We start from the raw sequence: 19490 nt of genomic DNA on the forward strand, positions 1-19490 counted from the left end.
TGTATCGCGAGTTGGTGCACCGGTCGAGTGGGCGAGCTCATTTCGAGAGAGTGCAGCGCACGCTGGGTGTGCACAGCGGCGCAGGCGTGCCAGCATGAAGGCCATGGCAGCGACACCAACTGAGTCCCGCATCGCGGTGGCCGGCGAGGCTCTGGTCGACCTGGTGATCCAACCGGACGGTGACGTCACGGCAACACTCGGTGGAGCGCCATTCAACACGGCGCGGGCAGCGGCCCGCCTCGGCGCGCCGGTCACGTTCGTCGGCGCGTTGTCAACTGATCGTTTCGGATCACTGCTTGCCGCACAGCTCGAAGCGGACGGCGTGCACATCGCGTCGGCTCGCACCGATCTTCCGACCACGCTGGCTGCCGCTGAACTCGATGACGCCGGCGCGGCGTCGTACCGGTTCTACATCGACGGCACCTCGGCACCTGCGCTCGAACCAGGTGATACCGCATCGATAGGTTCCGGCATCTTCTTTACCGGCGGGCTCGGGCTGGTCTTGCAGCCGATGGCCGACACGGTGCTGGCGATGGCCAAGGCGGTCGACGATTCGACCACCGTGGTCTTCGACATCAATTGTCGCCCGAAGGTTGTTGGTGATCGAGCCACCTACCTGGACCGGGTCAATCAGTTGCTGAAGCGGGCCGACATCGTGAAGGTGAGCGACGATGACCTTGCCTACCTGTCGCCTGGAATGGGCGTGCTTGATGCCGCTCACCAACTGCGAGCTGTCGGCGGCGCTGCCGTGCTTGTCACCGCCGGAGCGTCGACGACCTCCATTGTCACGGGAGGCAGGGTGACCGAGGTGCCGGTCGCGCCGCTCGATTCGCCCGTGGTCGACTCGATTGGCGCCGGCGACACTTTTGGCGGCGCACTGGTGGCGTGGTGGATGGCCTCGGGTCGAGGCCGCCCCGACGTCGACGCTAAGGGCTTGCAGCAGGCCGTGCTTGCGGCTCATGAGGCAGCGGCGGTGGTCGTGACCCGGCGAGGCGCGGACCCGCCGCGCCGCGCCGAGTTGCCCGACGACTGGGTGTGATCGACGACCGACCAGCGACAGCGGTGTCATTGGCGCGCTGGCACTCAGACGAGGTAACGGCGGATGGCAAGTCGTTCGGCCGAGTCGTCACCTGGAACAGGCAACTGGGCAACAACGCGTAGTGCCGGCCACTCGGCAGGCGTCAGCTGCTGATACTCGAACGTCAAGACACCCGCTGCTGAGTGTGAGAATCGGCGGAGGCGGGTCTCGAACCCCGACACGTCGTGCTCAGGCCACCAGGCAGCAAACTCGGCGCTTTCCGAAGTCAGCAGTGCAACGAGTTCGGTCATCGCCGGGTCGTGGCGAACAGCGGACGTTGCCGATCGGAACTCGGCCAGTGCCTGGCGTGCGTGAATATCCCAGTCGACGATCAGGTCGCGCGTCGACAGATCGGCAAAAAGTACCCAGAGCAGGTTGCGGCGCGGTGGGTCGAGTTCTTCGATCCGCGGATACAGCCGCGCCTGAGCTGTATTCCAAGCGACGAATTCCCAGTGTGGTCCCAACACGTACGCGGGAGCAGGCATCAGTGAGTCGAGGAGCCGTATCAGTGCGCTGGGTGCTTCGGCCGGTGCCTCGACCGAGGCGGTGCCCGGGTCGGTGAGTGCGATCAAGTGTTCTTGTCCGGCCTCGTCGAGTTGAAGCGCCCGACCGATCGCGAGCAGCACGTCATGCGAGGCATTGATCCGCCGGCCCTGCTCGAGCCAGGTGTACCAGGTGAACGACACGCCAGCGAGCAACGCGACCTCTTCACGGCGTAAGCCCGGAGTTCGTCGGCCTCGTCCTGCAGGTAGGCCGACCTGTTCAGGGCGGGTCGCTTCGCGGCGGGCGCGCAAGAAGTCGGCGAGCTCGCGTCGATGGTCAGCTTCCCCCACACCCAGAGTCAATCAGGTTCGCCGCCGGTCACGTTGGCCCGGCACAACCGAGCTGAGCTATCCGGTGTACGGGCGGCAGGGTTGGCCGCGCAGTGCGCCGCACTCGGGGAAGTCGACGGGTGCCTCGATATCGGGCACAACAGGGAGCACGATCTTGGAGGGGTAGTCGCCGCCGAATCCAATGGTGACCTGCTCGCCATTGCTGATGGTTTCGAACACCCAGACCGGACGGTTGCCGCCAGGCGCGTCGATCGAGATCCGGACCTGTGATCCGGCGCGAAAGACGTGGGCAAATGGGAAGATCTCGACACGGGCGAGGTCAAAATCCTGCTCGCCCTCACCGCCGGTGAGCGCCTCGGCATCAGATTCGAGGTGCGTGTGTGCTGGACGCAGCGCCGTGGAAAGTTCGTCGTCAAGTGCCCGGTGGCTGGCGCGAAGCCAGCCGGACTGGATGTACATCTCCTGGCCGTCCGGGCGGACCTCGGAGATCGTCACCTCAAGGTCGGTGTCGCCGAGGTTGGAGTTGACCCACAGGTCAGCCGAGCCCGACCCGATCATCGTCACCGTGTCATTCAGTGGGTCAGACAGGAACGTTGCTGCGGTGCCTGGCGCCGGCTCCTGCCAGTCCCAGGTCACATCGGTCCTCCAAATGTCGCTGCTGTTCCCCTCGTAGAACGTGGCAGGCACGCCATCTGGAAGGGCGAGGTATGCGGCCTGGCCATTGTCGCTCTCGGGTGCATCGACGAGGCGCCCGTCTTGTCCCAGCCACCAGTCGGTGGGTTCCGTTGTCGGAATCGGCCAGGCGTCGAACGCTTCGACAAACCGTGGAACCGGGGCGCGAGCGGTGTCGTTGCCAGCGCCTTGTTCGAACAGCACGCGGATTGGAGGCTCCGCCTCAAACGCTGCAAGTGCCTCGTCGTACGTCATGTCGGCGAACCGGTCGTCGGGTATTTCGAAGTCGGTGGTTCCGAAGATGCCGCCGGCGAGCAAGGGCGCGAGCAAGCGGGCCGTGTCGAGTGTTGGCACGCGTTCGGCGACAAAGAGGTCGAGGAATTCGATCCAGCGCGGGAAGTTGGCCGGTCCGATTGAGTCCGTGTGGAGTCCGTTCATCAACGATGCGTAGAGATGGTCTGTGCCGGTGAACCGGTCAAGCATGGTGGGGAACCGCCCACCCGTCTGCTCGTCCTGCCATGCGCCTGCCACGAACGTCGGCACGGTGATCTTGTCGACGAAAAGTCGGGGCGACAGTTCGTTGCTCTGCGCTGAATCGTAAAAGGGTGATTCGAAGATCTCCGTGATCAGGTCGGGGTTCTGGTTTCGCAGTGACTGGTTCTCGGCACAGGCCGTGTCGCCGGCGCGGATCTGATCCTTCGCCCACGCCTGGCCGCCTTCGTCGACGATGTTGCCTTCGGGATCGATTGCCGGCCTGCCGTTGTCGACCCGATCCTGGGTCCAGTCGACGGCAAAACCAGTGTTGAGGAGTCCGCCCGGATACAGGGTCGAGTTGTAACTGTCGTCGATCACAGAGAACGGTGTGATGGCTGCCAACGATGGCGGTTGGGTTTGCGCAACGAAGAGTTGGCTAATGCCGGGGTAGCTGACGCCGACCATGCCGGGACGGTTCTCGAACACCCACGGTTGGGCGGCGATGGCCTCGATGACGTCATAGCCGTCGAGACTCTGTGCGTATTCGAAGTAGCGGAACGAGCCCCCGGAGCAGCCTGTACCGCGCATGTTGACACCGACGTAGGCGTACCCCAGTTGAGTGAACAGGTCTTTGAATCCGACACTCTCCGGGTCGGCGGGGGTGTAGCCGGAATACTCGACCACCGTGGGGTATGGACCGTCCTCGATCGCGCCGGGCAGCACGACGTTCGCGGACAGGGTGGTGCCATCGCGCATCTCGATGTAGTTCAGGCCAGGCACCAGCCGCTGCTCGGCGTAGAAGGCTTGGGTTGGGTGCGTGGTGCGGTCGAGCACGGTGTGGGTGATGCTGACGTTCTCGTCGGCCGCCGCGACGGAGTACCCAGGTCCCGGCTCGACGTTGCGGAACAGCAGTGACCCGTACGCGTCGACGATGCCAACCGCAGTCGGCGCTCCTGCACGAAACAGCGTGAGTTCGGTGCCGGGGGTGTGATTGACGATCGTCAGTTGTTCGACTCCCGGGGTCACGACTCCAGCGGTCTCGAACCCGGGTTCGCCGGTCTCGGTCGGTGCGACGGTCGCCGGGGTTGCGAGATCGGTCGTCGGGGGTGCCGCCCCTGCCGGGCTCACTGTCGTTGGCGCGACTGGCGGTGCGTCCGAGCTGTCGTCGTCGTCGGCCGAGCAGGCAGTCGCCAGCAGCCCCAGGGTGAGAAGCACTGCCAAACCGGCTCGTCGTTGCATCCTGGGATCATCGCATCGCCTTCTCCGAGATGCGTTGGCGAGGTGGACAAAAGTGGTTGCTTCGGCACGAATTTGGGAACGCGGGCGATGGATCTACGCTGCGCGTATGTTCATCAATGGGGAATGGGCGGACGCCGCATCCGGCGCGACGTTCGACGTGACCAATCCGGCGACCGGCGAAGTGATCGGGTCGGTGCCTGATGGTGGCGCCGATGACGCGACAGCCGCTGTCGCCGCTGCCGACGAAGCGTTCGGGCCGTGGTCGCAGACCACCGCGTACGAACGCGCCGACCTGCTCTACCGCGCCTGGGAGCTGATGACCGAGCGCAGCACCCAGCTCGCTGAGTTGATGACGCGCGAGCAGGGCAAGCCGCTCAAGGCGAGTTCGGCCGAGGTGAAGTACGGCGCGGATTTCCTTCGGTGGTACGCCGAAGAAGCCAAGCGGGTCGCAGGGGAGTGGCTGCCATCAGCCCGTGCCGATCAACGATTCCTGGTGCTCAAGCAGCCCGTTGGTGTGGTCGCCGCCATCACGCCGTGGAACTACCCGATCTCGATGCTGACGAGAAAGATGGGCCCAGCGCTCGCTGCCGGTTGCACCCTCGTGCTCAAGGCAGCTGAAGCAACACCACTCTGCGCCCGCGCGATCTTCCAGATCTTTGCCGATGCAGGCGCTCCCGCCGGTGTCGTCAACCTCGTCACGGCACTCGATCCGAAGCCGATCGGTGAGGTCTTCTGCACTGACGAACGAGTTCGCAAGGTGACCTTCACCGGGTCGACCGCTGTGGGCAAGATGCTTGCCGGCAAAGCCGCAGGCAATCTGAAAAGGGTGTCTGTCGAACTCGGCGGCCACGCTCCGTTCATCGTGTACCCCGACGCTGACCCGGTGCATGCGGCCAAAGGCGCTGCGGCCTTGAAATTCCTCAACTCGGGGCAGGCGTGCATCAGCCCAAATCGTCTGTATGTGCATGAGTCGGGTGCCGAAGCTTTCGTCGACACGCTCGTGCAACGGATCGGTCGGGTGAAGGCCGGCAACGGGATGAACGACGGCATCGGCGTTGGCCCGCTCGTCAACGAAGCAGCCGTTGCCAAGGTTGCGAATCAGGTCGACGACGCACGATCGAAGGGTGCCGATGTGCCGGTCGGCGGCGAGCGGTTGACCGGAGAAGGCTTCGATGGCGGGCACTTCTACGCGCCGACGCTCGTCACCGGGGTGACCGACGAGATGCTCATCCGGCGCGAGGAGACCTTTGGACCCGTCGCCCCGGTGATCACCTACAGCGATGTCGACCAAGTGGTCGCCATGGCGAACGACACGAACTATGGCCTTGCCGCCTACGTCTACACCCAGAACCTGTCGACAGCGATGCGCACGTTCGAGGGCCTGCGATTCGGCATCATCGGCATCAATGACGTCAATCCGACCTCCGCGGCGGCGCCATTCGGTGGCATGGGTGACTCGGGCCTTGGCCGTGAAGGTGGCCACGAAGGCATCGCTGAGTACCTGGAGGTCAAGCTCGGCGGTTTCGCGATCTGATCACAACGAGGGGTCAGACCCCACAGGTGATCGCATACGATCCGGACATGGCTGAGTACGACCTGGACGCAATGATCGCTGACGTCAAGACCTTGATCGAGATCGAATCACCGTCGTACGACCTGCCGCAATTGCAAAAGTCAGCAGAGATCCTCGCCGCGATGATCGAGCGCCACCTGGGCGGACGGTGTGACCTCGTCGAGTCGTCGGCCGGGCCCCATGTGCATTGGAAGGGCAGTGAGGCGGTACCCGACGGGAAACGGGTGCTACTCCTCGGTCACCACGACACGGTGTTCCCGATGGGCACACTCGACCGTCTTCCGTTTGCCGTGACGGACGGTGTGATGACGGGGCCGGGCTGCTTCGACATGTTGGCCGGCATCGTGCAGGCCTTGCATGGACTTGCCACGCTCAACGACATCTCCCACGTTGAGTTGCTGTTCAGCGCGGACGAAGAAGTCGGGTCGCACCAATCGCGTGCACTGATCGAAGAACGCGCGCAAGCATGCGGCAACGTCCTGGTGCTCGAACCATCCGCGGCCGAGGGTGCACTCAAGACCGGCCGCAAAGGATGCGGAACGTTCGAAGTGGTCATCACCGGTCGAGCCAGCCACGCCGGACTCGAGCCCGAAGCCGGTATCAACGCGCTCGTTGAGGCATCACACCAAGTGCTGGCCATCGATCAGATCGGCGATGCCGCACTGGGTACCACGGTGACCCCGACGGTCGCCAACGTCGGGACGACCGACAACGTGGTGCCCGCCGAGGGCCGCATCAAGGTCGACGCTCGCGTCGAGTCCGCAGACGAGAAGGCCAGAGTCGAAGCGGCGATGGCTGCGCTCACGGCGCACGTCGACGGGGCGGCGGTTGACGTGAATGGTCAGATCGGTCGTCCGCCGATGCCTGAGTCGGCCTCGGCAACGCTGTTCCCCATCGCGCAGCAGGTGTCGCCCGGCATCGAGGGGTACTCCGTCGGTGGCGGCAGCGACGGCAACTTCACGGCGGCAATCGGTGTCCCCACGCTCGACGGTCTCGGCGCCGTCGGCGGCGGTGCCCACGCTGACACCGAGCACGTCATTGTGGCCACCATGCCCGAACGAGCCCGCCTCGTCGCCGGCATCGTCGCAGCCCTTGGTCCCAACTGAGTGACGTTTGGCCGACCCCGCCGTAACTCAGCGGTGTCCGGATGAGCTACGAATCCAGCGCTTTGGTGATGTCGCCGGACTCCAGAGTGCCGATGCCTTGGTACAGGTCGAGCTTGTTGCGAGTGTCGGTGATGTCGAGGTTGCGCATCGTCAACTGGCCAATGCGGTCCAGTGGACCAAATGGCTGATCCTCGACTCGCTCCATGGAGAGGCGGTCTGGCTCGTAGGTCAGGTTGTCCGAGACCGTGTCGAGAATCGAGTAGTCATCCCCTCGGCGCAGGCGCAGGGTGACTTCGCCTGTGACCGCCGAGCCGATCCAGCGCATGAGGGGCTCGCGCAACATCAAGCTCTGCGGGTCGAACCAGCGTCCCTCGTACAACAGGCGGCCGAGGCGGCGGCCCATCGTTCGGTAGTTCTCGATCGTGTTCTCGTTGTGGATGCCGTTGACCAACCGCTCGTAGCAGGCGTGGAGGAGCGCCAAAGCGGGGGCTTCGTAGATGCCTCGCGACTTCGCCTCGATGATGCGGTTCTCGATCTGGTCGCTCATCCCGAGTCCGTGGCGACCGCCAATACGATTTGCCTCGTCGACCAGATCGACCTGCGACGCGAAGCGCTCGCCGTTGATGGACACGGGCCAGCCTTCCTCGAAGCGCACCGTCACATCCTCGGTCTCGATGACAACGCTCTCGTCCCAGAAGGGCACGCCCATGATCGGCGTGACGATTTCCATCGACGTGTCGAGTTCTTCAAGCGCTTTTGCTTCGTGAGTGGCGCCCCAGATATTGGCGTCGGTCGAGTACGCCTTCTCGACGGAGTCGCGGTACGGCAGGTCGCGCGCTTGCAAAAACTCGCTCATGCCCTGACGGCCGCCCAGTTCGTCGACAAAGGTGGGGTCGAGCCAGGGCTTGTAGATCCGCAGCTTCTCGTTGACCAGGAGGCCATAGCGATAGAAGCGTTCGATGTCATTGCCCTTGTACGTGGAGCCGTCGCCCCAGATGTCGACGCCGTCGTCGGCCATCGCTCGTACGAGCAATGTGCCGGTCACGGCGCGCCCGAGAGGAGTCGTGTTGAAGTAGGTCTTGCCGCCGGAGCTGATGTGAAAGGCGCCGCATTGAATCGCAATGAGTCCTTCGCGCACCAGCTCATCGCGGCAGTCGACAATGCGTGCCTCCTCGGCGCCGTACTGCTTGGCGCGGACCGGGACACCCTCGAGGTCAGGCTCATCAGGCTGGCCGAGGTCGGCGGTGTACGTGTACGGAATGGCGCCGCGTTCGCGCATCCACGCCACGGCAGCCGAGGTGTCCAGGCCACCGGAGAAGGCAATGCCGACTCGCTCGCCCTGGGGCAGTGACATCAAGACTTTGGCGTTGGATGCGCCGTCGAGCGGGGGAGTGTGAGCGTCGGCCATAGTTGCACGACGATACCGTTCTGCGGCAGCGCTCTCAGCGAACGCCATCGTGAATCGCCCGTGGTGGCGTGCGTCGATCAGTCCAGCGTTGCGGGAGCCGGTGCCTGTCGTGCCGATGCAGCGAGTGCGCCAATCGAGACAAGGAGCATCGAGCCGGCGATGGCGAACTCGATGGCTGCGAGGCCGCCCGACCGCGACATGTCGAAGACGGCAATACCGGCGATGGCGAACGACCCGGCGATGCTTGCCAGCGCGACACGGCGTGTGTTGGAAATGGCGAGGAGCCCCAACAACACGGTGATGGCAAACGGCAGGACGCGGACCAGCATGGGTTGGGGCTGGGCGCGGGGTCCGAGCCACCAGGTGCCGATGCCAATCTCTTCGCTGGTCTTCCACACCGCAGCGAACGCGAAGAACGCTGCTCCCCAGCACAGCGCCAACATGATCTGCCAGGCGACGGTGAGTTGACCGGGCTGCAGCGATTGTGTCAACGCCGCAGTCGGTCGCGGTGGCGGCGCGTCCACAGCTGGGGCGACAGAGGGCTCCGGCAGCGGTGGCGCAGGAAACGGTGGTGCGGAGTCGGGAGGCGGCAACATGCCTCCGGGATTCGGCTCGTGGGAGGCGTCCGACACGTGCAGAAGGGTAGGCGCTGCGGGGCCGACTTCCCAGGCAGCTACCCTGCGGCACCGATGACGAACACGAGTGCACCATTCGACAAGCTCTCGATCTTCTACCCGATGTGGAACGAAGAGGAGTACGTGGAGCGGGCGCTCCGGGCGGGACGCCGCGCCTGTGCGATCCTCATCGAGGCGGGTGACATCGCTGACTACGAACTGATCATCGTCGACGACGCTTCAACCGACGGCACTGCCGAAATCGCTGATCGCATCGCAGCGGAAGATCCACACGTCCGGGTCGTGCACCACGCCAAGAACCGCAAGCTCGGAGGAGCGATCAAGACCGGATTTGCCGCCGCAACCGGTGATCTCATTCTGTACACCGATGCAGACCTCCCGTTTGACATGGCGGAGTTGCCGCGAGCGGTGCGCCTCATGATCGATTACGACGCCGACATCATTAGCGCGTATCGATTTGATCGCACCGGCGAGGGATATCTCCGCACCATCTACACCTTCTGGTACAACCTTCTGATTCGTCGTCTGTTTGGCGTCAAGGCCCGCGACATCAACTTCGCGTTCAAGTTGTGTCGAGCCCGCGTGTTCGAGCACGTCGAGCTCAAGAGCGAGGGTTCGTTCATTGACGCCGAGCTCGTTATCCGGGCCACTCGGCTGGGGTACGAGATGCTGCAGTTTGGCGTCGACTACTTCCCGCGCACGCGCGGCGAATCAACGCTCAGTTCTCCGGGGATCATCCTCACGATCCTCAGGGAGATGCGCCAGCTGCGTGGTGATCTCGATGGCATTACGCCGATCGTCGATCGCAGCTGAACCCGACGCGGACGTGAAGAAAGAAACTCCCGGCGAACATGGCGGGGGCGACGATCCGGGAACCGTGTTGGTTGGTACATTCGCTTCCGACAGCTGGTGCCGCTGACTGGCAACTCGCTCTCTGATCTGTCATCCCGTCGCCATGAACGAAACTTCCTCCACGCCTTCCTGGCGCCCTCCGAATCACGTCGCGAAATGGCTTCCAGCTGTCGCCGCAGCCGGGCTACTTGGCACCGTCATTGTCGCAGGCGTTGCTCTTGGCGGAGGCGGTGACAGCAGCGTGCAGCAGACCGACCTCGCCGATTCGGCGTTCGTCGTCGACACGGGCGTCACTGCGCTCACGGTGCCCGATTCGGTTCCCGACGTGATTGGGACAGTCGAGACATCACTCCCTGTCGACAAGACCGTGCTGCAGCGAAACCTGAGCAAAGGTCTCGCCGGCGACGACGTCAAGCAGGTGCAACTGCGTTTGACCGATCTCGGCTTCGTGCCTGGCCCTGCCGACGGCATCTACGGCGATCAAACGGTCAAGGCCGTGTGGGCCTACGAGAAGTTGGTGCTGAAGCGTCCGAGCAACGATCCGACTGGACGAGTCACGCCCGAGATGTGGGACGCGATGCAGGAACCGTTCGTCATCCAACCTCGACGACCCAACGCCACACCGAATCACACCGAGGTCTACTTGCCCGAGCAGGTGCTGGCGATTTTCCACGACGACAAGCCAGCGATGATCACGCACATGTCAAGCGGGAGCAACGAGCAGTGGTGCGAGGAAGTCACGATCAGCCCTGGCGAGTACGGCAACCGTGAGGGCACCGAGCCATTGGTGCGTGGTGAATGTGGGATCTCAAACACTCCGGGCGGTGTCTTCACCGTCTACCGCGAAGTTGAAGGCATCCGCGAGAGCGCGCTCGGCGGAATGTGGAATCCGGTCTACTTCAACTACGGCATCGCGATCCACGGTGCGCTCAACGTGCCGCTGCAGGGAGCCTCGCACGGCTGTATCCGCATCCCGTTGAACATCTCCGAGACCATGCAGGAACTGATGGGCAACGGCGATCAGGTCTTCGTGTGGGACGGCGAGAACGAGCCCGAGGCAGTCGGATCGCCGCCTCCAACATTCAACTGGCTCGATCCTGACTACGAATCGACGTCGACGACCACCACCACCACCACCGTCGCCGAGACGACCACCACGACTGAACCCGCAGTCGACACCACCGTGGCCAGTACCTCGCCCGCAACCACTGTCGCTGCGACAACGACCACCACGGCCGTTCCGGATACCACCAGTACCACCACCACCATCACGACGGTCGCTGCAGGCGGAAGTGAAGGCGAGGCAACGGACGACGGTGGGGCCGACGCTGCTTCGGGCGGCTGATCGATCGGGCGCGTCCGCTGCGCCTCCCAACACGGTTGACCAGTACCTTCGACGTCGTGAGCGACTCCCCAGACACTGCCGCTGTGGTTCCGTACGACGAGTTCGGACTGTTCGCAGAGAACATCGCTGAATTCGATCTCGACGTACCTGAGCTGCCGACGGTAGAACGCCGCTCGGTTGATCTCGACGACGGACGGTCGCTCAGCCTGCTGGTGTGGGGGGATCAGCCCGCCGAGATCGTCTTCGTCCACGGTGGGGCGCAGAACGCGCACACGTGGGACACGGTGGCGCTTGCGTTGGGCCGGCCCGCGATCGCTGTCGACCTTCCCGGGCACGGCCACTCGTCCTGGCGCGACGATGGTGCGTACTCGCCGTCCAACTTGGCTGACGACGTGGCCCGCGCCGTTGAGGCGCACGCGCCGGGCGCGCAAGTTGTCGTCGGCATGTCGCTGGGTGGGCTCACTTCCATGATGCTCGCGACGCGCCACCCTCAAATCGTTCGCCAGTTGGCGATGGTCGACATCACGCCAGGCGTGAACGGTGAGAAGGCGAAGGCAATCATCGACTTCGTCAACGGACCGCAGTCGTTCACCAGTTTCGACGATCTGCTGACTCGCACCATCGAGTTCAATCCGACTCGATCGGAGTCCTCCCTGCGGCGTGGGATCCTGCACAACGCACATCAGCTCGCCGACGGGTCGTGGCAGTGGAACTACGACCGCACCAACCGGCACGGAGACCAATCGGCACAGGGCAACGGTTCCATGCCGGAGGCGGACGTGGTCCCGGCCGCAGGAGACCGCAATCCGCTGTGGGATGACTTCGCAGCCATCGCCTGCCCACTCACGTTGATTCGGGGATCGCTGTCACCGGTCGTCGACGACGATGACGTCGCCGAGGCACGTCGGCTGCAACCCGCCATCGTCGTTCACCTGGTCGACGGAGCAGGCCACAGTGTGCAAGGCGACCGCCCAGCCGAGCTCGCTGCGCTGCTCACCGGTCTGCTCGACTGAGCCGCTGCAGCTTCTCCAGCGTCAGGTTCCGCAGGCGTTGAGGCCGTCGATGACGCCGTCGCTGAAGGCGTCGATCTTCTCGAACGGGCTGCCGAGGACATTGTCATCGGCAGCACTGTCTCCGATGATGATGGCAGTGCGGATCGCCTCGTCGAGGTCGCCGGGGGACACGACTGAGGTTCGGCGCTCGTCGCGTGGCTGCGGGAGCACGCGGTTGACGGGGATCACGGACTGGACCCAGGCGCCGGCGAGGCAGTCGTTGACCAGTTGGCGATCCTCGCCAGAACGTGTTGAGCCGAGCGCGATCTGCGCTGCTTCGGCCCAGGTCAATCCGATGAGATAGCCGAGTGAGAAGTCGCCGAATGTCTGCTGCCGGTACAGGTCCAGTGCGACGGGCTCGTTGAGGTAGACGACGTTGGCGGACGGGCACAGGGCTGCACCGTTGTCGAATCCTGGCAGCAGGTCGGCACAGGTCGCATCGTCAATTCGCTGGACCGGGACCAGCGTCAGGTCGGTCCAACCCGGAATCGCGGCATCGCTACCCCAGTACAGATTGAGATCCGGCACAAGGAATCCGAAGAGTTCGGCGCTGCGCACGCCGGGCTCGCCAACGTCATATCCGAACGGTGCGTTGCCCTCGTTCTGCTGATCCTCGAAGTCGTTGAACTGATTGGGGACGAGCGGCAACGGGTCGTCGATCAAACTGCCGCAGCGGACTGGGCCTTCGACGAAGCCGGCCTGGAACGCTCCGACTCGATCGAAGCCCGACCCATGACCGCCGGGACTGAACTGGTCGAGCCCGACTGGGTCGCGGACTTCGAGCATGGCAATGAGACCGGCGCGCACATCGGCGTCTGTGAACGAGATTGCCCCTTCGTCACGGGCGGCGCGGCCGGCCCATGCGCCGGCGAAGCAGTCAGCTTGCTGTTCGGAGGTGACAGTGGGCAGGTTCAGGTCGAGCACGCCGCTGCGTTGCTGAATGGCGTGGCCGTATTCGTGTGCGAGCACGATGCCGATCGTGCCGGCGCCAAATTTGTCGGCGAGTTCGGCGAGCAGTCCGTCCTCGCCGTCGTCGTACACAATGAAGTCACCGAGACCGCAGTAGAACGCAACGAACTCTTGGACGTCGTCGTATGAGGTGCGTGGCTCGCCGCAGCCCGGCAAGTCGTCAGGGCGTTCGGGATACGCGGCGTACACGTCGCCTTCGAGCGGCTGCCATGCTTCGCCGTAGACCGCGGGGTACGTCTGCTCCCACCATGTGTTGAGGTCGCTGAGCGTCGCCAGCAGGAAGTCGTCGTACTCGCGTGTCGGCTTGTTCGGTCCGAAGTTGATGGCTTCTGCGTCGACGACGATGGGTGCGGTGATCGGGATGTCAGGTTCTTCGTTCGACGACGGGACAGTGGATGGCGAGGGATCGCTGTCATCGGGGACCGGCTCGAACGGCGGAGACGTCGTCGCCGTGCCGGATTGTTCAGAACGCGTTGCGGTGACCGCGACGTCGGCGCCGCACGCGGCCGCGGTGATCGAGCCGGCGAGCAGCAGTGCAAACAGCGGACGATGAGCCACGTCAACGACTCTAGGCACGGCCGCTCGGCGACTCACATCAGGCACCGTTGTTTTCGACGTTTCTCACCTGTTCCGTGTGCGTCCTTGTCAGATTCGCGGCCCAACGCGACGCCATGCGTCAGTGGCGTTGCCCTAGCAGATCGGGGCTCGACGCAATCAATTCGCTTCGACTGCGAACCAGTGCGAGGCGAGGTGCTACGTTGCCAAATCACACCGACGAACTACAGGGGGTTTACGTCGATGGCATTGCTAGAAGTGAACGACGTCGAAGTCAGGTTTGGGGGCATTGTCGCCCTCAGCGGCATGACCTTCGACATTGAAGAAGGTCAGATCTGTGGGCTGATTGGGCCCAACGGTGCGGGGAAGACGACGATGTTCAACGTCATCAGTCGCATCTATGACCCGACTGCGGGGACGTTGCGTTTCAACGACGTCGACCTGCTGAATACGCCGCCGCACCTGATTGCCGAGACCGGCATCTTCCGGACGTTTCAGAACCTTGCGCTCTGGCCGCGCATGAGCGTGATCGAGAACGTGATGGCCGGTGCTCATGTGCGCAGCAAGCAGACCTTCGGGTCGGCGATGCTCAACATTGGCCGGAAGAAGGAAGAGAAACAGTTGGCCTCCGAGGCCTTCACGATTCTGACTGACCTCGGACTTGCGAATGTGGCATTCCAGCAATGTGCTGGCCTGCCCTATGGCACGCTCAAGCGCATCGAACTCGCCCGCTGCCTGATCGGCCACCCCAAACTGCTCATGCTCGACGAGCCGGCAACCGGTCTCACGCACAGCGAAGTCGACGAACTGTCCATCGTGATCCAGAAGATACGCACCGACTACAACCTGACCATCCTCCTCGTCGAGCACCACATGGGACTCGTGATGAGCATCTCCGAGAACGTTGTCGTTCTCGACTTTGGCCGCAAGATCGCTGAAGGGCTTCCTGCCGCAGTGCAAGAAGACCCCGCGGTGATCGAGGCCTACCTGGGGGCACCCGCATGAGCGACACCAATACACCGAGCGACACCAATACGCCAACTGACCTCGTTCTCGACGTCAAGGGTCTGGAAGGCGGCTACGGCCAGATCCAGGTGCTGCACGGCCTGGACTTTCACGTCGCTGACGGCGAGATCGTGGTCATCCTCGGTGCGAACGGCGCCGGTAAAACCACCACGCTGCGAGCGGTGTCGGGCATGATCCCGCGCACCGGCTCGGTCAAGCTGCGGGGAGACGACATCAGCAACGCCAAGGCCCCTGATCTCGTCCGCCAGGGCGTGGCTCATGTGCCGCAGGGACGTGGCACGCTTCCTGAACTCTCGGTCGAGGACAACCTCCGAGTCGGTGCGTACATCCGTGACGACAACGAGATTGATGCCGACATCGACCAGTGGTTCGATGTGTACCCCGTTCTCCGGGAACGCAAGAACCAGCGTGCCGGTTCGCTCTCGGGCGGTGAGCAGCAGATGCTTGCGGTTTCTCGAGCGCTGATGTCACGACCAAGCTTGTTGCTGCTCGACGAGCCGTCCCTCGGGCTGGCGCCAATCATCGTTGCGGAGTTGTTCGAGCGCTTCGCTGAAATCAACAAGGAGACCGGTACCACGATGCTTGTGGTCGAACAGAACGCACAGTTGGCACTCGGCATCGGCGATCGGGGTTACGTCCTCGAATCAGGCGAGATCTTCACCGAAGGTCCGGCTGACGAACTGATCAACGACGACGCTATTCGCAAGGCCTACCTCGGAGTCTGACGGGATACATCACATGGAACTCTTTCTCAATCGCATCTCAGATGGCCTGTCGAACGGTGCAACCTACGCACTGATTGCCATGGCCCTCGTCATGATCTTCAAAGCAACCACACTCATCAACTTCGCCCAAGGCGAATTCGCGATGTTCGGTGGATTCATCGCCCTCGTGCTTGCAACAGAACAGGGCATCCCGATGTGGGGAGCCGTCTTCGGGTCGATGGTGATCACTGCCGTCTGTGCAGCTGGCATCGAGCGGACGCTGATCAGGCCCTTTGACCCGTCCGATCACTTACCGCTCGTCATCATCACGCTCGGGTTGTTCCTCGGGATCAACGCACTCGCCGGCATCATCTGGCGTTTCGACCCGCGTGCCTTCCCCGAGCTGTTCCCGTCGGGCAATGCGCTGACGTACGGGACAGCGACGCTTTCCTGGTACACGGTCGGCACACTTGTCACCATCGCTGTGGTGTCCGGCGGGCTCACCCTGCTGCTCAACAAGACCAAGATCGGGCTTGCCTTCCGGGCAGTGTCGTCGAATCTCGAGTCGAGTGAACTCGTCGGCATCAAAGTCGGCCCCACCTTGCAGTTCGGGTGGGCGATCGCTGCGGCGGTCGGCACCTTGGGCGTCTGCGTCTTCGTGGCGTCCCCGTTCCGTCAGCTCGAACCAAACGTCATGGTGACCGGGCTGATCTTCGCCGTCTCGGCGGCCGCACTCGGTGGTCTTGACAGCCTTGGCGGCGCCATCGTCGGCGGCCTCGCCATCGGGCTCGTCCAGTCGATCGCCGTGCCGTATCTCGGCATCCCGAGCGAGCTCAGTTTGCTCGCTGCGGTGGTGGTACTCATGTTGGTCTTGCTGTTCAAACCGTCTGGATTGTTCGGCACACCACAGGTTGAACGGGTCTGAGGGAGGACATCATGGCTACGAAATCACCAAAATTTCTCTTCACTCAGGGCACCAATCGCTACCGGGCTTACAAGTTCGCAGGGTTTGCGCTGCTGACCCTGTTGATCCTGATCGTGGCGTTCGCGTACAACGACACCGGCTCGATCACGCTGTTCGACAACGACTACAAGTTCAGCATTACTCGTGTCACGAAGTCGATCTCGTTCATGGTCGCGATCCTCGGGCTGCAAGTGGTTGCGGGCTTCACCGGCCAACTCTCGCTTGGCCAGGGCTTCTTCTTCGGAACAGGCGCATACGTCTCGGCGTATCTGGTTGCTGACCAAGACTGGGCGTGGTTCACCTCGCTGCTGGTCGTGATTCCGGTCTGCTTCCTGATTGGCTTGCTGTTCGGCATTCCAGCCCTGCGGATCAAGGGCCTCTATCTGGCCCTCGTCACGCTCGGCATGGCCGCAGTCTTCCCCTCGCTGATCAAGCTCGATTTCCTCCTCGACTACACCGGAGGCGCCGCTGGCAAACAGGTCGACTCGGACTTCATTCCGCCGAGCTGGTTGCCGCTCGATGGCATTGTGGATGCGCTCCACACGATTCCGCTGATCGGCCAATACTTCGGTGAGGGAGAGGGGCTGTCGAGCAAGGAGGAACAGCGTGTCTGGACCTTCTTCCTGATGACGATCCTGGCCTTGATCTGCTTCAAAGTCGTGAGCAACCTGATCAAGAGCCGACCGGGACGCGCCATGCGGGCGATTCGCGACAACGAGACCAGTGCTGCGGTCAATGGCATGAGCCTCGCCTTCCACAAGACCATGTCGTTTGGTGTGGCGTCGGCTCTCGGTGGGGTGGGCGGCATGATCTATGTCGCCGAACTCGGTATTGCTTCCGAGGGTGACTTCACCCAGTTGATCTCGATTCTGTTCGTCGTCGGCATGGTGGTCGGTGGAGTCGGCACCTTGTCGGGCGCGGTCCTCGGCGGGCTGGTCATCGCATTCATTCCCGACTGGGCATCGTCCACGCAGAATCTGCCCGGAGTCCCGGAGCGGTGGCTGCAAGGTCCGACCGGCGGTCTGATTCTCGGTGTCGGCCTCATCGTCGTCACATTTGTCCTGCCCGGCGGGATCATTGCCGGCGTGCGCAAGATTCGAGGACGCATCGTGCAGGTGCTCCCAGAGACACCGGCGCTCATGCCCGGCGTTGCGGGTGCTGCGCCGCTGGAACCCGTCAGTGCTCAGGTGAGCGGCGGTCTCGACGGCGGTCCAACCACTGCTGACGACGATTGAGCGACTACGGTCACATCCGATAACCGAATATGAGATCTCGGTGCGTGGGGGAGCAACAGTTTCGACGACATTGTCGGGACGATGTTTTTGAGCGTCACCGGAGAAATGCCGATCATCGGCACCAATCAACCAATAGGGGAGAAAATGCGAACATCACGTATTAAGCGCTCCGTTGCAGGACTCATGGCCGCCGGCCTGATCTTTGCAGCGTGTGGCAGCGATGACGAACCAGCTTCGACAGAGGCGCCTGCTGAAGAGCCGGCCGAAGAGCCTGCTGAAGAGCCTGCTGAAGAGCCTGCTGAAGAGCCGGCCGAAGAGCCTGCTGAAGAGCCTGCTGAAGAGCCGGCTGAAGAGCCCGCAGGTGGGGCTCTCGCGCTCGAAGGCGACGTCGAAGTTGCTGCCGGGACCACGCTCGCACTGGGCGACTGCCCGGACGACTGGGATCCGATGCAAGGCGTCGATGGTGACGAGATCCGTATCGGCCAGACACTGCCGCAGTCGGGTGCACTCGCTGCATTCGGAGCCATCGGTGAAGGCATGCAGATCTACTTCGACTACATCAACGACACTGATCCGATCGAGGGCAAGAACCTCGTGCTGATCGCCAAGGACGACGGCTACGAAGCCGGTCGCGCCGTGGCCAACGTCGAAGAAATGATCGACTCCGATGACGTGTTCGCCCTGGCGCACAACATCGGCACGCCGATCAACTTCGCCATCCGTCCGATCACCGATGAAGCCTGCGTCCCGCAGCTGTTCAACTCGTCGGGCTTCCCCTTCTGGGGCGATCCGGCCAACTTCCCGTGGACCGTCGGCAACATCTTGAACTACGCGACTGAAACCGAGATCTGGTGTAAGTCGATCATCGATGACTTCGGTCCCGGTGCGACAGTCGCTGCGCTCATCATGAACAACGACTTCGGCAAGACGTACCAAAACACGCTGAACGATTCCGAGGCTTGCGCAGAGATCGATCTGGTCTCCGAGCAGGTTCACGACCCGGCCGGTGCTGACGTCACGAACGAGATGACCACCCTCATCGCAACCGATGCCGACGTGTTCGTCTCGGGCACAACGTCCAAGTTCTGCTCGCAGAGCACCGCTGTGCTGGCGGGTTCGGAATGGCGTCCGCGTACGTACATGTCGTACACCTGTAACAACCTGTCGTCGTTCTTCGCTCCGGTGATCGACGCCGCAGCGACGCTGTCAGCAGACGACGCTGGCCCGTGGATGGCCAACTCGAACAAGATCTGTGGTGACCCGGTTTGGGCCGACGATCCCAAGATCCTCGAAGTTGAGAGCATCCTCGCCGAATATGGCGATGTCACCTGTGCTGACGGTTCGTACTCGACCGGCATCCTGTACGGCGAGTTCCTCGTCGACGTGCTGCGCTCCGCAGCAGCGCTGGAAGGTGGCCTCAACCGGGTCAACCTGATGGCCGCTGTGTGGAACGCCGACACGACCAACGACACCTTGCTCGGCGGCACGCTGCAGCTCGACGGAGTCAACGACGCCTACTGGACTGAGGGCGCTCAGCTCCAGGCAGTTTCCGTCACCGACGCCGGCGATCTGGTGTTCGAGCCCAAGGGCGACTTTGTCGACTTCGAAGGAGCCGGCGGCGCCTTCGGGAGCTGATTCACCCGCTGATCTGATCAGCTGAAAACGTTACGAGCCGGTCACCTTCTCAGAACATCGAGAAGGTGACCGGCTCGTTCGCGTTGATGGCTGAGTCCGCTCGGTCAGTTCGCACGGCACACCATCTGGCCGCCT

The 19490-nt window shown here is 63.2% G+C and carries 16 protein-coding genes; 11 read left to right on the forward strand and 5 right to left on the reverse strand.

Annotated elements, in window-relative coordinates:
* Nucleotides 1-103 precede the first annotated feature (103 nt).
* A complete protein-coding gene (locus tag ACH2DW_RS05870; RefSeq protein WP_394928787.1) occupies nt 104-1039 on the forward strand; it encodes a PfkB family carbohydrate kinase in 936 nt (311 codons plus the stop codon).
* A 44-nt stretch (nt 1040-1083) separates the two neighbouring features.
* Here ACH2DW_RS05870 and ACH2DW_RS05875 read toward each other — a convergent pair whose 3' ends face one another.
* Complete coding sequence (locus ACH2DW_RS05875) at nt 1084-1911, reverse strand: helix-turn-helix domain-containing protein (RefSeq protein ID WP_394928788.1); 828 nt, start codon at nt 1909-1911, stop codon at nt 1084-1086.
* Nucleotides 1912-1968: 57 nt separating this feature from the next.
* Nucleotides 1969-4296: a CocE/NonD family hydrolase gene (locus tag ACH2DW_RS05880; protein ID WP_394928789.1), complete on the reverse strand. Its 2328-nt coding sequence runs from the start codon at nt 4294-4296 to the stop codon at nt 1969-1971.
* Nucleotides 4297-4402: 106 nt separating this feature from the next.
* Between ACH2DW_RS05880 and ACH2DW_RS05885 the strand changes: the two genes are divergently transcribed.
* Nucleotides 4403-5830 carry an NAD-dependent succinate-semialdehyde dehydrogenase gene (locus tag ACH2DW_RS05885; RefSeq protein ID WP_394928790.1) on the forward strand — a complete coding sequence of 476 codons (1428 nt, stop codon included), beginning with the start codon at nt 4403-4405 and terminating at the stop codon, nt 5828-5830.
* 47 nt (nt 5831-5877) lie between these two features.
* Complete coding sequence (locus ACH2DW_RS05890; protein WP_394928791.1) at nt 5878-6975, forward strand: M20 family metallopeptidase; 1098 nt, start codon at nt 5878-5880, stop codon at nt 6973-6975.
* Between the two features lie 46 nt (nt 6976-7021).
* Here the strand turns inward: ACH2DW_RS05890 and argG are convergent, their stop codons facing one another.
* Both argG and ACH2DW_RS05900 read right to left on the reverse strand, forming a co-directional pair.
* A complete protein-coding gene (argG, locus tag ACH2DW_RS05895) occupies nt 7022-8383 on the reverse strand; it encodes an argininosuccinate synthase (RefSeq protein ID WP_394928792.1) in 1362 nt (453 codons plus the stop codon).
* Between the two features lie 77 nt (nt 8384-8460).
* Nucleotides 8461-9015, reverse strand: a complete 555-nt coding sequence (locus tag ACH2DW_RS05900; protein ID WP_394928793.1) for a hypothetical protein — start codon at nt 9013-9015, stop codon at nt 8461-8463.
* Nucleotides 9016-9072: 57 nt separating this feature from the next.
* Between ACH2DW_RS05900 and ACH2DW_RS05905 the strand changes: the two genes are divergently transcribed.
* From ACH2DW_RS05905 to ACH2DW_RS05915, 3 genes are all read left to right on the forward strand, one after another.
* The gene (locus ACH2DW_RS05905; RefSeq protein ID WP_394928794.1) at nt 9073-9831 is read left to right on the forward strand and encodes a glycosyltransferase family 2 protein; all 759 of its coding nucleotides are present in this window, start codon (nt 9073-9075) and stop codon (nt 9829-9831) included.
* 142 nt (nt 9832-9973) lie between these two features.
* Nucleotides 9974-11215 (forward strand): peptidoglycan-binding protein, encoded by a 1242-nt coding sequence (locus ACH2DW_RS05910; RefSeq protein WP_394928795.1) that lies wholly within the window; start codon nt 9974-9976, stop codon nt 11213-11215.
* 56 nt (nt 11216-11271) lie between these two features.
* Entirely contained in the window at nt 11272-12228 is a 957-nt protein-coding gene (locus ACH2DW_RS05915; RefSeq protein WP_394928796.1) for an alpha/beta fold hydrolase, read from the forward strand.
* A gap of 21 nt (nt 12229-12249) precedes the next feature.
* On the opposite strand, the gene ACH2DW_RS05920 is transcribed toward ACH2DW_RS05915, so the two are convergent.
* On the reverse strand, nt 12250-13794 hold the full coding sequence (locus tag ACH2DW_RS05920) for a neutral zinc metallopeptidase (RefSeq protein WP_394928797.1): 1545 nt from the start codon (nt 13792-13794) through the stop codon (nt 12250-12252).
* A 240-nt stretch (nt 13795-14034) separates the two neighbouring features.
* Here ACH2DW_RS05920 and ACH2DW_RS05925 point away from each other — a divergent pair, with 240 nt between their 5' ends.
* The 5 genes from ACH2DW_RS05925 (at nt 14035) to ACH2DW_RS05945 (ending at nt 19355) form a co-directional block, all read left to right on the forward strand.
* Entirely contained in the window at nt 14035-14796 is a 762-nt protein-coding gene (locus ACH2DW_RS05925; RefSeq protein ID WP_394928798.1) for an ABC transporter ATP-binding protein, read from the forward strand.
* A complete protein-coding gene (locus ACH2DW_RS05930) occupies nt 14793-15542 on the forward strand; it encodes an ABC transporter ATP-binding protein (RefSeq protein ID WP_394928799.1) in 750 nt (249 codons plus the stop codon). Before ACH2DW_RS05925 ends, ACH2DW_RS05930 begins: the two co-directional genes overlap by 4 nt.
* A gap of 13 nt (nt 15543-15555) precedes the next feature.
* Nucleotides 15556-16446 carry a branched-chain amino acid ABC transporter permease gene (locus ACH2DW_RS05935; RefSeq protein WP_394928800.1) on the forward strand — a complete coding sequence of 297 codons (891 nt, stop codon included), beginning with the start codon at nt 15556-15558 and terminating at the stop codon, nt 16444-16446.
* Nucleotides 16447-16457: 11 nt separating this feature from the next.
* On the forward strand, nt 16458-17720 hold the full coding sequence (locus ACH2DW_RS05940) for a branched-chain amino acid ABC transporter permease (protein WP_394928801.1): 1263 nt from the start codon (nt 16458-16460) through the stop codon (nt 17718-17720).
* A gap of 81 nt (nt 17721-17801) precedes the next feature.
* Nucleotides 17802-19355, forward strand: a complete 1554-nt coding sequence (locus tag ACH2DW_RS05945) for an ABC transporter substrate-binding protein (protein WP_394928802.1) — start codon at nt 17802-17804, stop codon at nt 19353-19355.
* The last annotated feature ends 135 nt before the right edge of the window (nt 19356-19490 follow it).

The sequence above is a fragment of the uncultured Ilumatobacter sp. genome, assembly GCF_963980585.1.
In the GTDB taxonomy this organism is placed as follows: domain Bacteria; phylum Actinomycetota; class Acidimicrobiia; order Acidimicrobiales; family Ilumatobacteraceae; genus Ilumatobacter_A.